The sequence below is a fragment of the Geminisphaera colitermitum TAV2 genome (genome assembly GCF_000171235.2).
GTDB lineage: Bacteria > Verrucomicrobiota > Verrucomicrobiia > Opitutales > Opitutaceae > Geminisphaera > Geminisphaera colitermitum.
Genome location: NZ_ABEA03000013.1, coordinates 1 through 12,842, shown reverse-complemented (window position 1 = coordinate 12,842; position 12,842 = coordinate 1). Strand labels below are relative to the sequence as shown.

At 62.5% G+C, this 12,842-nt stretch carries 12 protein-coding genes; 4 read left to right on the top strand and 8 right to left on the bottom strand.

The genetic code is table 11. From position 1 onward, the window contains the following. The first annotated feature begins 6 nt into the window (after positions 1 to 6). The 3 genes from OBACDRAFT_RS02040 to OBACDRAFT_RS02030 are packed head-to-tail and all read left to right on the top strand — an operon-like array spanning position 7 to position 3,375. A complete protein-coding gene (locus OBACDRAFT_RS02040) occupies positions 7 to 771 on the top strand; it encodes a prepilin-type N-terminal cleavage/methylation domain-containing protein (RefSeq protein WP_043582446.1) in 765 nt (254 codons plus the stop codon). Between the two features lie 2 nt (positions 772 to 773). Then, a complete protein-coding gene (locus OBACDRAFT_RS28810; protein WP_043582445.1) occupies positions 774 to 1,490 on the top strand; it encodes an RIFT barrel domain-containing protein in 717 nt (238 codons plus the stop codon). After that, the gene (locus OBACDRAFT_RS02030; RefSeq protein WP_043582444.1) at positions 1,393 to 3,375 is read left to right on the top strand and encodes a glycoside hydrolase family 88 protein; all 1,983 of its coding nucleotides are present in this window, start codon (positions 1,393 to 1,395) and stop codon (positions 3,373 to 3,375) included. The genes OBACDRAFT_RS28810 and OBACDRAFT_RS02030 overlap by 98 nt, the downstream gene beginning before the upstream one ends. A 151-nt stretch (positions 3,376 to 3,526) precedes the next feature. Here the strand turns inward: OBACDRAFT_RS02030 and OBACDRAFT_RS02025 are convergent, their stop codons facing one another. The 5 genes from OBACDRAFT_RS02025 to OBACDRAFT_RS02005 all read right to left on the bottom strand — a co-directional run bounded on the left by OBACDRAFT_RS02025 (position 3,527) and on the right by OBACDRAFT_RS02005 (position 8,397). After that, complete coding sequence (locus OBACDRAFT_RS02025) at positions 3,527 to 4,585, bottom strand: carbohydrate kinase family protein (protein ID WP_043582443.1); 1,059 nt, start codon at positions 4,583 to 4,585, stop codon at positions 3,527 to 3,529. Next, positions 4,582 to 5,166, bottom strand: a complete 585-nt coding sequence (locus OBACDRAFT_RS02020) for a D-lyxose/D-mannose family sugar isomerase (RefSeq protein ID WP_043582442.1) — start codon at positions 5,164 to 5,166, stop codon at positions 4,582 to 4,584. The genes OBACDRAFT_RS02025 and OBACDRAFT_RS02020 overlap by 4 nt, the downstream gene beginning before the upstream one ends. A 137-nt stretch (positions 5,167 to 5,303) precedes the next feature. Then, positions 5,304 to 6,389, bottom strand: a complete 1,086-nt coding sequence (locus OBACDRAFT_RS02015; RefSeq protein WP_043582441.1) for a beta/alpha barrel domain-containing protein — start codon at positions 6,387 to 6,389, stop codon at positions 5,304 to 5,306. Further along, positions 6,386 to 7,573: a hypothetical protein gene (locus tag OBACDRAFT_RS24810; protein WP_052360854.1), complete on the bottom strand. Its 1,188-nt coding sequence runs from the start codon at positions 7,571 to 7,573 to the stop codon at positions 6,386 to 6,388. Before OBACDRAFT_RS24810 ends, OBACDRAFT_RS02015 begins: the two co-directional genes overlap by 4 nt. 47 nt (positions 7,574 to 7,620) lie before the next feature. Beyond that, a complete protein-coding gene (locus tag OBACDRAFT_RS02005) occupies positions 7,621 to 8,397 on the bottom strand; it encodes a DeoR/GlpR family DNA-binding transcription regulator (protein WP_043582440.1) in 777 nt (258 codons plus the stop codon). Positions 8,398 to 8,530: 133 nt separating this feature from the next. Between OBACDRAFT_RS02005 and OBACDRAFT_RS02000 the strand changes: the two genes are divergently transcribed. Then, complete coding sequence (locus OBACDRAFT_RS02000) at positions 8,531 to 9,838, top strand: hypothetical protein (RefSeq protein ID WP_052360852.1); 1,308 nt, start codon at positions 8,531 to 8,533, stop codon at positions 9,836 to 9,838. An 86-nt stretch (positions 9,839 to 9,924) separates the two neighbouring features. On the opposite strand, the gene coaD is transcribed toward OBACDRAFT_RS02000, so the two are convergent. The 3 genes from coaD to sucC all read right to left on the bottom strand — a co-directional run bounded on the left by coaD (position 9,925) and on the right by sucC (position 12,739). Next, positions 9,925 to 10,422, bottom strand: a complete 498-nt coding sequence (coaD, locus tag OBACDRAFT_RS01995) for a pantetheine-phosphate adenylyltransferase (protein WP_043582439.1) — start codon at positions 10,420 to 10,422, stop codon at positions 9,925 to 9,927. Between the two features lie 170 nt (positions 10,423 to 10,592). Further along, positions 10,593 to 11,528, bottom strand: coding sequence for a succinate--CoA ligase subunit alpha (gene sucD, locus OBACDRAFT_RS01990; protein WP_043582438.1), 936 nt, complete (start codon positions 11,526 to 11,528; stop codon positions 10,593 to 10,595). A 29-nt stretch (positions 11,529 to 11,557) separates the two neighbouring features. Continuing rightward, entirely contained in the window at positions 11,558 to 12,739 is a 1,182-nt protein-coding gene (sucC, locus tag OBACDRAFT_RS01985; protein WP_043582456.1) for an ADP-forming succinate--CoA ligase subunit beta, read from the bottom strand. Positions 12,740 to 12,842: the final 103 nt, after the last annotated feature.

Here is a 12,842-nt window from a genome sequence, read left to right as displayed (position 1 = left end):
CGCGCCATGAACACACACGCTGATTCCCGCTGCCGTATCCACACCGGCTTTACACTCATCGAACTCCTCACCGTGGTCGCCATCATCGGCATCCTTGCCGCGATCATGATCCCGGTCGTTGGCAAAGCCCGCAAAAGCGCGCAAACCGCCCGCTGCATCAGCAACCTTCGCGGACTCGGCGGAGCACTGGCCCTCTTTGCCGTTGAAAACAACGGCAAACTCCCCCCGCGCGACCTCAAGCAAGGGACCACCAAAAGCGAAGCCGACCGCTACTGGACCTATCGCCTTTACGCCCTGAATATTATCAAAAGCCGTGACGTCTTTTACTGCCCCTCGATCTTTCCCACCCGCGACGCCGACATCACCGATCCCAAGGATAAAATCGACGACAACGGCGGCCTCACCTACGGCATGAGAATGTGGATGCGCCCCGGCGGCAAATGGGGGGACGACCGCCACCTCGACACCCCGCTCACCGCCATTGAAAACCCATCCGATTTTTTCCTCATCGCAGACAGCATCTGGAAAAGCTATTCTGAAAAATACAACCGCCCCACCCAAGGCTACGGCATCAATCCCACGCCCAACTCCACCGCCAATCAACGCATCCACCGTCGCCACTCCAACCGCGCCAACACCCTCTTCGCCGACTTCCACGTCGCCGCCAAGGACGACGCCTATTTCACCAAACACATTCCCGAGACTCAGGCCGCCTACATGAACACCGACTGCTACTTCACCACTCTCGGCGAAAACGAAACCTTCGAATAACCATGATCTCAGCTCACGCGCTCACCGCGCAACTGCGCCTTTTGGCCATCACACTCGCCACGATCTCACTCACAGGTGCATCCCCTGCCGAACCCATCGCGCTCAAGACGTATCTACCCGACAACTACACCACGCCCGTTACCTTCAGCATCCCCTTCGCACGCGGAGCCCTCGCCTCCACCGACGACGTTCACATTCAAGACGGTGCAACCACCCCTCCCCAGCAATGGCACGCCCTCAACCGCTGGCCGGACGGCTCCATCCAGTGGGCGCAAGTCACCTGCCCTCCCCCCCCCTCCCCCCTCCCGTCTGATGCGACGCGAACGTTCGTGATTCGCAAAAACGCCCCCCTCCCCCCTGTTCCCTCCGCCCTCCGACTCACGCGCACACCCAACACCGGTCCGGTCGCCGCGCTTGAAATTCGCACCGGCGATTTCACCTTCGCGCTCGACCGCGCCACCGCCACGGCGCGGCTCACCCTTGCCGACAACCCCGCGCTCACCTTCACCCTCTCGCAACTCACCACCGATGACGGCGCCAGCCTCACCGCCCGCATCGATACCCTCGAACTCCTCGAAACCGGCCCCCTGCGCACCGTCATCCGCGCCACCGGATTCCATCGTGGCGCGGGCGTCCCGCCCGCAGCCCCCCCCCTCCCCCGCCGGTTACGGACGTTTCGACATTCTCCTCACGCTGTACGCCGGAGCCACCCACGTTGAAATCGACCATGCCCTCGCCCCGCTCAGCGAAGACCCTGCAAAAAACCGCGAACGCGAAATGCAACGCTTCCGCTCCGCCTGCATCCCCGTTCGCTTCGCACCCGCGTCCGCCAGCCGGACCACACTCCAGCTCACGACCGAATCCCGCCACCTCCTTCCCGGCCAACGACTTTTTCAGCACGAAGACAACGCCTGGACCATTGAAACCGCCAACGCCACCGGCGCCCGCGCCGAAGGCATCCTCCTCGCCACGCCCGATTCACCCTCCGCATCCGCCACAAGCACCGCCTACGCCACCGTCCGCGACTTCTGGCAACAATGGCCCAAAGCCTTCAGCGCAGCCCCGGCAGGAGACGGCTTCGACATCGACCTCTTCCCCACCCTCACCCTCTCCTCCACCAATCCCTACGCCAGCCGCAAGGACGAACAAATCTGGTATTACTACCTCCGCACCGGCGCCTACGAAGTCCGCCAGGGCGTGGAAAAATCCCATCGCCTCTTCATCGGCTGGGCACCCTCGCCCGATTCCGCGCACACCATTGCACGCGCCCTGCAAACCCTCCCCGTTGTCCTCCCTCCCCTCGATTACATCAACGCCACCCAAATCGACGACCCCATGCTGCCTCCCATGAGCGGCGGCCTCTTCGACGATTGGGATCGCGCCTTCCTTGCCGCCACCCGCTCCTACTTCGACCAGCAAAAGGAAAACCGCTGGTATGGCCTGCTCAACTGGGGCGACTGGTATGGCGAACGCCGATACAACTGGTGCAACCACGAATACGACCTCCCCGCCGACCTCTTCCGTCAGGCCCTCCGTTTCCAAGACCCGGAGATGTTTCGTGAAGCCGTCCGCCAGGCCACGCACCTGCGCGACATCGACATCATCAACCACCACGCCGACCCCACCCGCATCGGCCTCAAATGGAAACACTCCGTCGGGCACACCGGCGGCTACTATACGCCCGGCGCGGAGACCGACATGCACCTCCCCAACGGCGGACGCAAAGACGACGAATTTTTTCTCGGCAGAAGCACCCCCGGCCACATCCGCGTCACCAGCTTTTTCCAAAACCACCAACTCACCGGCGATCCCCGCGCCCTCGAAGCCGGACGCAAAATCACCGACCGCCTCCTCACTGATCCCCTCGTCACCAATCCCCGCTACAAATACATCACCGCCCGCGAGCCAGGATGGACCCTTGTCAATCTCGCCGCCGCCTGGCGCGCCACGGCGGACGACCGTTACCTTGCCGCCCTCAATCGCCTCGCCGACAACGTGCTCCTCAAGGCCGAAGGCCACGGCGTCTGGCTCCGTCCCCTGCGCGCCAACCAGACCGGCGGCGACGTCAAGGCTGGCGAACTCTCCTTCATGGTCGCCTTTCAGACCGCAGGCATGATCGAGGCTTGGAAACTCACGCACCGCGACGACATCCGCCAGAACATCATCGCCGCCGCCCGCTACACTGCGGACAATCTCTACCGTTCCGAATACCGCGCCTTCGTGCACAGCCCCTCACGCACGCGCACCCAGACTCCGCGCGCCGGCGGACTGGCGGGCAACAACCTTCGCTACATCATGGCCTATGCCTGCACCCTCGATCCATCGCTCCTGCCCGCCTTCCGCGAACCCATCTTGGATTCATTCGCCTCCACCGTCGCCAACCGCCAGTGGGTTGGCACCAAACAAAACCCCGACCGTCCCTATCCGCACGACATCACCTCCGCCTTTTACTGGCTCAATCCAGACCAGACCGTGATGAACACTCTCTTTGGCGACGACCTCCGTAACCCCGCCAACCGCGAAAAAATCCTAAAACGCGCCGCGCCCGCATCCGTCTTTCCGCCCAACAGCGCACGCTGGGAAGAAGACCGCATCGGCGACTGATGTTACGCGGAGTGTCTTGGTGGAGCGGCGGACTCCAGGCCGCCGGACGACGCGAAGCGTCGCCTGTTTGAAACCACCTTACTCCCTGAGGCGAGGCGCGGTGCGCCTCGTCCGGCGGCCTGGAGACCGCCGCTCCCTGATGCAGGACTGGCTACAACGGACGGAAGCCGTGCGACTCCGCGAGGGCGAGGGTTTCGGCAAGAGGGAGGATGCTGTCGGAACAAGTGGGGCTCGCCAGACAAGCCGCCGCCGTGCAGACGCCGAGGCGGAGGGCGTCGGCAATGGACCAGTCTTCGTGCAAACCATGCAAAACGCCTGCGGCAAAGGCGTCGCCCGCGCCGGCGGTGCCGCGGATCGCGGCGGATGGAACGCGAAGGCTGGGCTGCCAATGGAGCGTGCCGTCGGGCGCGGCGGCGCAGGCTGCGGAAGGAGCGTGAAAGATGATCCAGCGGCGCACGCCAAGCGCGGCGATGGACCGGAGGGCGCGTTCGACGGCGGAGCGGTCGATGGAATCGGTTGTGCTTGTAGTGTGAAGATCAATACCGGTGAGTTTTCCGGCTTCGAAGTCGTTTACGAAAAGGATGTCCACGTCAGGCAACGCGGGGCGGACAATGGTTTGGAAACGATCGGAGTTTTCGCTCACACAATCGAGCGAGGTGAGGAGTCCGGCGGCACGGGCGCGGCGGAGAACGTCGCAGATGCGAGGCTGGCCGGAGGGTGTGAGTTGATCGAGGGTGTCGAGCAGGAGGATGTAACCGATATGGAAAATCTTCGCAGCGGTGGCGCGCGGAGTGGCGAAGTCGAAGTGTTCGGAGGCAAGGCGGGCGTTGGCGCCGCGCTGGTGGAAAAAGGTGCGGCGTCCGGTTTGTGAGTCCGTCATCACGTCGCTGTAAGAAGTGGGGGCGTCGGGCGTGGCGCGGAGTTGCGCGGTGTCGATGCCGTGTGCGCGGCAATCGGCGAGAATGCGGCGTCCGTCGGGGTCGTCGCCAACGAGTCCGATGCCAGTCAGCGGATACGCGGGCTGGAGCGCGTGAAGTTTGGAGATGTCTTTGAGAATGTTGTAAGGCGAGCCGCCATTGCCCCACGACTCGGCGAGGATGTTGGCAAGCGCGTCCTGCGGCGGCCAGGCGTCGAGGGTTTTGACGTGGTCAACCAGCCAGTTGCCTGCGGCAAGGATTCCAGACCCCGGGGGGGGGGGGGGGGGAGTCATTTTTCCGAGAGGAGGCGGATGGCGGCGGGTTCGTCTTCGTCGATGCCGGGATAGCGTCCGACGGCGGGGTCGAGGAAGAGGTTGTCGTTTACATCGTCGTTGGCGGTGCTGACTTCGCCGATGATGCACTCGTCACTCGTCGGCCAGAAGGCGTGCCAGATGCCGGGCGTAAGCGTCACGCGATGGCCCGCGGGCAGGACGAGGAGTTGGCTGGCGGGCAGCGTCATGGGTATTCCGTTTACGGATACAGTGATCGGAATTTCCAAAGGTGGATGTTGGATGTTCGACGTTGGGCGTTGGGCGTTCAGCGCCAGCGTGAGTTCTCCGGCGCGGCAGATAATGTCCTCTTTTTTCTTCGCGTGCGTGTGACAGGGCGTGGTTTGGCCGCGTCGCGCATACATGAGCTTCTCGCAGTATTCGGGTTCGGCGGCGAGGTTGATGAGCGTGAGGCCGTGGCGTTCAAAGTCACCGAGTCCGAAGTCGGTGATGTCCCATTGCGGGTTGGGCGGGAGAACCCAGTGGTGACGGGCGAAGCAGGCGAGGGCGTCGCGGTAGGCACGGTTGATTTGGGAGCGAAGCATGGGAAAAATTAGGAAGTAAAAATTAGGAATTAGGAAGTGCGGGCGGCTTCGCCGTCGCTTTGGAGTGTGGATGTTTTGAGGTGTTCGTGTGCATGGGTTCGTTTTTCTAATTTCTAATTTCTAATTCCTAATTTTTTTCAGCGATAGCTCTGGATGGTGTTGGTTTGGCGGAGGTCGGCGCTGAGGTGGCGCTGGGGTTTGATGCCAAGACGCGCGAGGTCGGCGTGGTAGGCCTTGACGGCCTCGACGGGGGCGATGTCGCCATCGGTGATGCGGCGCAGGTATTGGATGAAGGTCAGCGGATGTTCGGAGAGGTTGATTTTGCGTCCGAAGAGGGCGACGCGGGCGCCGTATTTTTGCGCGTCGTGGATGAGTTGGAAGGCGTCGAGCGTGGTGCCGGCGCTGCCGCCGAGGATGCCGACAATGACGTTGGGATCGTAGGCCACGAGTTCTTCGAGCGGACCGGGACCGTTGTAGGGGATTTTGAGGAAGAGCGGGCGTCCGCTGCTGGTCACTCCGGCAAGGGTGCGCACAATGTGGTCGTTGAGGAAGGCGGCGACGGTGCGGTCGGGGATGGCGGGGTTTACGTTGGGGTTGAACACTTCGAGGAAGTAGCGGAAGTGCTTCGCCTCGGCCTCGTGACGGAAGGCGTGGAAATTTTCGAGTGCGTAGTAATCCCAGTCGATGTTGTTGGTGAAGGTGATCGAGTAGAGGCCAAGGTCCGCGCCGTGGGCGGGCACGGTGTAGTCGCGGGCCGGAGCGGGGGGGGGGGGGGGGAGGGTGCCGTATTTGATGTGATCGAGCGAGGCGGTGCGGAAGGCGCGCGAGGGGTGGCTGGCGTATTTGCCGCCGCGCACGGCCCAGATGTCGGTGGTGTCGTTGGCGCGGGCGGCGGGGGTGATGGCGGAGTTTTGAAAAAGTTTTTCCGTCATGCCGAGTTGTTCGAGGTTGGAGGCCGAGAGGAGCATGATGTCCACGACGTCCTGGCGGATGACTTCGCGGATTTGCTCGCGGTAGTCGGCGAGGGTTTTCCAACAGGCGGCGGTGGACTCGGTGTAGCAATGGCGTCCGTCGCGCCCGCCGGAGCAGGCGGTGGATGCGGGACCGGGGGCGGTGACGCCAAAGGCCATGTCGGCGTCCTTGGCGTCAGCGATGATGAAGTCGGCGGCGGTGGCCTGTCCGTTGCGAATGCGGGCGATTTTCTGGTCGAGGCGTTTGGTCATGAAGAGATGGTTTGGTGAAGGAAGTCGAGGTTGACGGCGTGGCGGAGTGTTTTTCCGGATACAGAGGTGAGTTCGATGTGCGCCCCGGTGGGGGCGGGGACAGGGCGCAGGGTTTTGATGCGATCACGGTCAAATCCGCGCGGGAGGGCGATGATGCCCATGATGTAATTGACCACCAGCGGACGGTTGCGCTGGAGGCGGAGAACCGTCGGCACCCCGGCGCGGGAGAGCGGATTGGGCGCGGCGGAAGGCGCGAGGCCGAGGTGAAAATAACTGGTGACGTCCTCGATGCCGAGGACGCGCCGGTGGCGTCCCGACCAAGGCGCGTAATGGCGTCCGCCGTTGGAATGCCAGAGCACGGTGGAGGCGAGGACGCGCGGGTCCTTGAGCGCAAACCAGACGTAACCGGCTTTCGGATACGTGACGGTGCTCCAGGCGATGTTTTGTGCGTTGGCGCGGGAGGATTGGCGGGCGGAGACCATGACGAGGTCTTCGTAACCGGGACGCGCGGGATAGGTGGTGAGGTCGGCGTCGCCCCCGGCGGCGAGCGGCACGCGGGCGAGGTTGCGGAAGGGCGCGCCGGTTTTGAGCGAGGTGTAGCCGCCTTGCTCCGGGTTCTCGAACGGCACGGGGCAGACGCGCCCGTGATGCCAGGGGCTGAGTTGGATGTGGCCGGGACCGGCTTCTTCCGGAAAGGCGAGCATGGCATGATGGCCGAGGCACATCGGACCGGTGAAGCCGCGCAGTTCGTGGCGGAGGTAGATGTTGGTTTCGTCGTGCCGGAGGAAAATTCGCTTGGTAACGCGACCGGGGCGGATGCGGGGCGCGAGTGTCGTTGAAAATTCGATACCGTCGGGCAGAATGCGTTGTCCGGCAAATTCCCAACGTGCGGTGGCCGTCTCGCCGTGTCCTGGATGGCGTTCGCCGCGCCACGGGGTTTCGTTGCCGCCGAAGGGCGCGCAGAAAAAATCGCCGCGCAGGGTGCGCAGAACGTTGGCGTCGGCGGGAGGAATGGGATCGGTTGCCCAGGGAGCAATGGCGAAGGGTTGCACGATGCCGCGGGCGGTCTGAAAACGGACGGGCGCGAGGTGTCCGCCATCGCGCGTCAGGCTGGCTTCGACGCGGTCGCTGCCAAAAGTCCAGGAGGGAGCGCCGTCAATGGTTTGGAGCGGAGGTTCGTGCATGTGTGTGGGGGGGGGGGGGGGGGGGGAGGGTTGGAGTTCGTCTGTAGTTATTTTGTCACGACGTGTAGTTTCACGTTGTTCTGGGCGAGTCGGGTGCGGATGGATTTGTCGGGCGTGCGGTTGGTGAACACGTCATGGACTTGCGACCAATCGGCGTAACGAATGGCCGCGGTCTTTTCCCATTTGGAGGCGTCGGCGAGGAGGACGGAACGGCTGGCGCGGGCGATGACCGCGCTCTTGACCTCGGCTTCGAAGAGTTCGGTGGTGCAGGGGCCGCCGGTGGCGTCGATGCCGGAGGCACCAAGGAAGGCGATGTCGGGCCGGATGCGATTCACCCACTCCAAGGCTCCGGAGCCAACGAGCGCGAGGCTCACACTGCGCACTTCGCCACCGAGCGCGACGAGACGGGCGCCTGCCCTTCCCGCCCCTCCGGAACGTTCGTTAAGGAGCGGGATCGAGTTGGTGAAGATCGTGAGTCCGTCGATCTCCAGCAGACGACGTCCCACTTCGAGCGTGGTGGTGCCGGCGTCAACGAACACGGTGTCCCCCGCCTTGGCGAGAGCGGCGGCCTCGGTGGCGAGGGCGATCTTGGCGTTGAGGGCGGCGCGACTTTTGCGGTCAAAGGAAATCTCACCCTGCACATGGTCGGGATGAAGCACGCCGCCGTGGGTGCGGATGATCTTGCCGATTTTTTCGAGAAAGGTGAGATCACGCCGCACGGTGGCAGGCGACGCGTTCAATATCTTCTCCAGCTCAGGGACCGTAAGCGGGGAACGTTTCTGGAGCGTGTCGAGAATGGTTTGGTGGCGTTCGTGAGCGAACATGATCGTTTATTATTTATCAATCACAAATGATTAACCCAGTGCAACGCCAGTAAAAAAACACGGGACGCAGGGAGGGGATACTTGCGACGCGTGGGGCGATTGTTTTTACTGGCGAGGTTAACCCTCACATTTCATGACGCCCGCCCGCTTTCCCCGCCTTGCCCTTTTTCTCGTTATTTCTGTCGCGGCCAACGCCGCCCTCGTCGGCTATGTGGCGCTTCGCCCCTCGGTGCCTTCAGCGGTCACGGGTGATCGAGCGAAGGCGGCGGCGATTCAGTCCGGTTCGCCGCGAGCCGCCGCCCGCCAGCGTCTGCCGGCTGCGGATGCACTGGCGGCGGCCGTCAGCACGGACTTGCCGACTTACACGGAAAATCTGCGCAAGGCGGGCGTGCCCGACCGGCTGGTTCGCGCGATCATCAATGCGGAGATCAACGACCGGTTCCGCGAACGCGAGGAGGCGCTGCGCCCCAAACGCCGGGAGTTTCAGTATTGGGAAAACCAGCACAACTATTATGAGAATGACGGCGTGACGCTTGACCAGCGGCTGGCGCTCATCGATCTGCGGCGGGAGAAGGCGGCGCTGCGCAAGGAGCTTCTCGGCGACGCGCCCAACACATCGGGCAAACCGGACAACAACCCGATCCCTTCCGAAAAACGTGAAGCCGCGAAGCAAATCGCGGAGGATTACGGGGCGATGATGGAGCATATCCGGCGCGAGGCGCGCGGCTACATGCTGCCGAGCGACGAGGAGAAGGTGAAATATCTCGAAGCCGAGCGTCGTCGCGAACTGGCCCAGATTCTCACTCCGGAGGAGATGCGCGAATACGATCTGCGAAATTCGCAAACCACACAGCAAATGCGCTGGGATCTGGTGGCGTTTGGCCCGGCGGAGGAGGAATTTCGAGCGATCCACGAACTGCGCTCGGAATTCGACCGCGATTTCCCGCATCGCAACAACGCGGGGCAGGAATACTGGAAGCAGCGCAATGCAGCCGAGGAGGCGATGAATGCGCAGCTCAAGGTCGTGCTCGGCGAGGATCGCTACAAGGACTACGAGCGGTCGCAGGATTGGGAGTTCCGGCAACTGCGACAGTTAACCAACCGCCTGGGCTTGGAGCCGACGGCCGCAACGCAACTTTACGATTTGCGCGACACGACAGCACAGGCCGCCCGCCAGATCATCGACGCGAAGGACATGGACCTGGCGACCAAACGCGAGTCGCTCAAACTTCTGGCCGAGCAAACCCGTGAACAAATCACCGGCCAACTCGGGCAGGAAGGCGGCGAGGCCTTCATCAAGGGCCAGAACAACTGGCTGGACGAAGTGAGCAATGGCCGCGTGCGCTACAAGGTCGGTCCGCGCTCCTACAGCTACAAATCGCTGCCGCCGGAGTCTGAGGCGCAGCCAAAGCCGAAAGCGACGCCACAGGCCAAGAAGTGAGCCAAGAACTCCGGGCTTATGGCCTTATGTCGAAGGCATGCCGGAGGTGCTTGTCTTGAGCAATTCCTAGAGTCCTTGGAGGCAGGTCAGGAGCCCCGTTTTCCTTCGTGATAGGCGCGCCGTAGCGCGGCGGCGACATCGGGGGGAACGAAGTGGCTGACGTCGCCTCCGTAACGCGCCACCTGCTTGACCAGCGAGGAACTGGTGAAGCTGTATGCGCCGCGCGGCATGACGAAGAAGGTCTCCACGCCCGGCTCAAGATGCCGGTTCATGAGCGCCATGTTGAACTCGAACTCGAAATCCGAGAGCGCCCGCAATCCGCGGATGATGGCACACGCTTCCTGCTCGCGGGCAAAATCCACGAGCAGCCCGCTGAAAATCGCGGTCGTGACGTTGTCGAATTGCCGGGTGTTGGCGCGCAGGAGTTCGAGCCGTTCGGCGGCGCTGAAGAGCGGAGCCTTGGCGGAATTGTCGTTCGCAATGGCGATCGTCACTTTGTCGAATATCCGCGTGGCGCGGGCGAGCACGTCAAGGTGCCCGTAGGTGATCGGATCAAATGTTCCGGGGTAAACACAGTGGCGCATGGGAGCAGGTTGTGGTGTGGTTTCGGAATTAATAGCCGCAAAGAGGCACAAAAGACGCAAAAAAAAGAAGAGGGCAAAGGGTGTCAGAATTTTTGCGCCTTTTGCGCCTCTTTGCGGCCATTACCCCGGCTTGGTTTGGAGCCAGCCGGAGTCTTCTGTGGTTAATTTTTTCAGGACAGTTTCACGCCTTTGGCATTGGCGGCGCGGAGGAGGGCGTCGGCCATGTCGCTGGGCGTCTCGGCGACTTCGATGCCGCATTCCTTGAAGACGGCGATCTTGGCGGCGGCGGTATCCTCGGCTCCGCCCACGATGGCACCGGCGTGTCCCATGCGGCGTCCTGCGGGCGCGGTGGCCCCGGCGATGAAGCCGGCAACGGGTTTCTTGCAGTGTTTCTTGATCCAGCGCGCGGCTTCGACTTCGGCGTTACCGCCGATTTCACCGATAAGGATGATGCCGTGGGTGTCGGGGTCTTCGTTGAAGAGTTTGATGACGTCGAGGTGCGAGGTGCCGTTGACGGGATCGCCGCCGATGCCAACGGTAGTGCTTTGTCCAATACCCTTGGTGGTGAGCTGGTAAACGGCTTCGTAGGTGAGGGTGCCGGAGCGGGAGACAACGCCGACGTGGCCCTTCTTGTTGATGTAGCCGGGGGCAATGCCGATGCGGCAGCCGCCCTTGGAGTCCTTGCCTTCGCCGGGGCATACGAGGCCGGGGCAGTTGGGACCGACAAGGCGGGTTTTGCTGCTCTGCGTGGTGCGCTGCATGGCACGTTTTACGCGAACCATATCCTTGATCGGAATGCCTTCGGTGATGGTGACAACGAGGTCGAGTCCGGCATCGACGCCTTCGAGGATGGCGTCGGCGGCAAAGGGCGGCGGCACAAAGACGGCGGAGACGGTGGCGCCGGTCGCCTTCACGGCGTCCTTCACGGTGTTGAAGATGGGAACTTTGTGGTTCTCGTGGATGAAGAACTGGCCGCCTTTGCCGGGAGTGACGCCGGCGACGATCTTGGTGCCGTAGTCGAGGGAGAGCTTGGCGTGACGTCCGCCGAAGTCACCGGTGATGCCTTGGACGAGGACCTTGGTTTCTGGTGTGATGAGAATGGCCATGGGAGGAAAATGTGTGTTGGTGGTTAGGTTCAGGCGACGAGTTTGACGATTTTCTGGGCGGCGTCGGCCATGCTGTCACCGCTGACGATGGTGAGGCCGGAGGAGGCAAGGGTGGCCTTGCCGGCGGCGACGTTGTTGCCTTCGAGGCGGACAACGAGCGGGAGCTTGAGTCCGGTTTCCTTCACGGCTTCGACGATGCCGGTGGCGATGACGTTGCAGTCCATGATGCCACCAAAGATGTTCACGAAAATGCCTTTCACGTTTTTGTCGCCGAGGATGATCTTGAAGGCGGCGACGACTTGTTCCTTGGTCGCGCCGCCGCCGACGTCGAGGAAGTTGGCGGGGTTGCCGCCGTAGTGTTTGATGATGTCCATGGTGCTCATGGCGAGGCCGGCTCCGTTGACGAGGCAGGCAATGTTGCCGTCGAGCGCGATGTAGGAGAGGTTGAACTTGGAGGCTTCGATCTCCTTGGGGTCCTCTTCGTTGAGATCGCGGTAGGCAACGATCTCGGGGTGGCGGAAGAGGGCGTTGTCGTCGAAGGAGACCTTGGCGTCGAGGGCGAGCACCTGGTCGTCCATGGTGGTGACGAGTGGGTTGACTTCGACCATGGAGGCGTCGGTCTCCCAGAACATTTGGTAGAGGTTCTTTATCAGTTTGGCGGCGTTCTTGGACTCGGCGGGATTGAGGCCGAGGTCGAAGATGAGTTCGCGCACTTCGAAGTCGGCGAGGCCGAAGGCCGGGTCGATCAAAACCTTGAAGATTTTGTCCGGCGTCTCCTTGGCGACTTTCTCGATTTCGATGCCGCCTTCGGTGGAGGCGACGATGACGGGCTTGGAGGTGGTGCGGTCAAGGAGGATGGCGAGGTAGTATTCGTTGCGAATTTTGCACGCCTCGGTGAAGTAAACGGTGTGAACCTTGCGGCCGGCGGGGCCGGTCTGCGCGGTGACGAGGGTGTTGCCAAACATCTTTTTGGCATATTCGAGGGCGTCGTCCTTGTTTTGGGCGAATTTGACGCCGCCTTTGAAGCCGTCGGTGAAGACGCCTTTGCCGCGTCCGCCTGCGTGTATTTGGGATTTCACGACAACGGGGCCGGGGGGAAACTCCGCGAGGGCGGTCTTGAACTCCGCCGGTGACTTGACGGGGATGCCCTTGGGGGCGGGAACTCCGTATTTCTGGAACAACGCTTTTGCCTGATACTCGTGGATGTTCATGAGAAAAGGTTCACCGTGCCACGAGCGGGCGGCGATGGCACGAAGAAAGTTCCCAAATTTCCGGCCATGCGCTTGCCAGGTCGGTTTTGTGCTGGCCGGGGGG

Bases quoted from the DNA above. Each gene is read 5' to 3' on its own strand.
- OBACDRAFT_RS02040 (WP_043582446.1), top strand. From the start codon at position 7: ATGAACACACACGCTGATTCCCGCTGCCGTATCCACACCGGCTTTACA.
- OBACDRAFT_RS28810 (WP_043582445.1), top strand. From the start codon at position 774: ATGATCTCAGCTCACGCGCTCACCGCGCAACTGCGCCTTTTGGCCATC.
- OBACDRAFT_RS02025 (WP_043582443.1), bottom strand. From the start codon at position 4,585: ATGACTCCCCCCCCCCCCCCCCCGGGGTCTGGAATCCTTGCCGCAGGC.
- OBACDRAFT_RS02020 (WP_043582442.1), bottom strand. From the start codon at position 5,166: ATGCTTCGCTCCCAAATCAACCGTGCCTACCGCGACGCCCTCGCCTGC.
- OBACDRAFT_RS02015 (WP_043582441.1), bottom strand. From the start codon at position 6,389: ATGACCAAACGCCTCGACCAGAAAATCGCCCGCATTCGCAACGGACAG.
- OBACDRAFT_RS24810 (WP_052360854.1), bottom strand. From the start codon at position 7,573: ATGCACGAACCTCCGCTCCAAACCATTGACGGCGCTCCCTCCTGGACT.
- OBACDRAFT_RS02005 (WP_043582440.1), bottom strand. From the start codon at position 8,397: ATGTTCGCTCACGAACGCCACCAAACCATTCTCGACACGCTCCAGAAA.
- OBACDRAFT_RS02000 (WP_052360852.1), top strand. From the start codon at position 8,531: ATGACGCCCGCCCGCTTTCCCCGCCTTGCCCTTTTTCTCGTTATTTCT.
- coaD (WP_043582439.1), bottom strand. From the start codon at position 10,422: ATGCGCCACTGTGTTTACCCCGGAACATTTGATCCGATCACCTACGGG.
- sucD (WP_043582438.1), bottom strand. From the start codon at position 11,528: ATGGCCATTCTCATCACACCAGAAACCAAGGTCCTCGTCCAAGGCATC.
- sucC (WP_043582456.1), bottom strand. From the start codon at position 12,739: ATGAACATCCACGAGTATCAGGCAAAAGCGTTGTTCCAGAAATACGGA.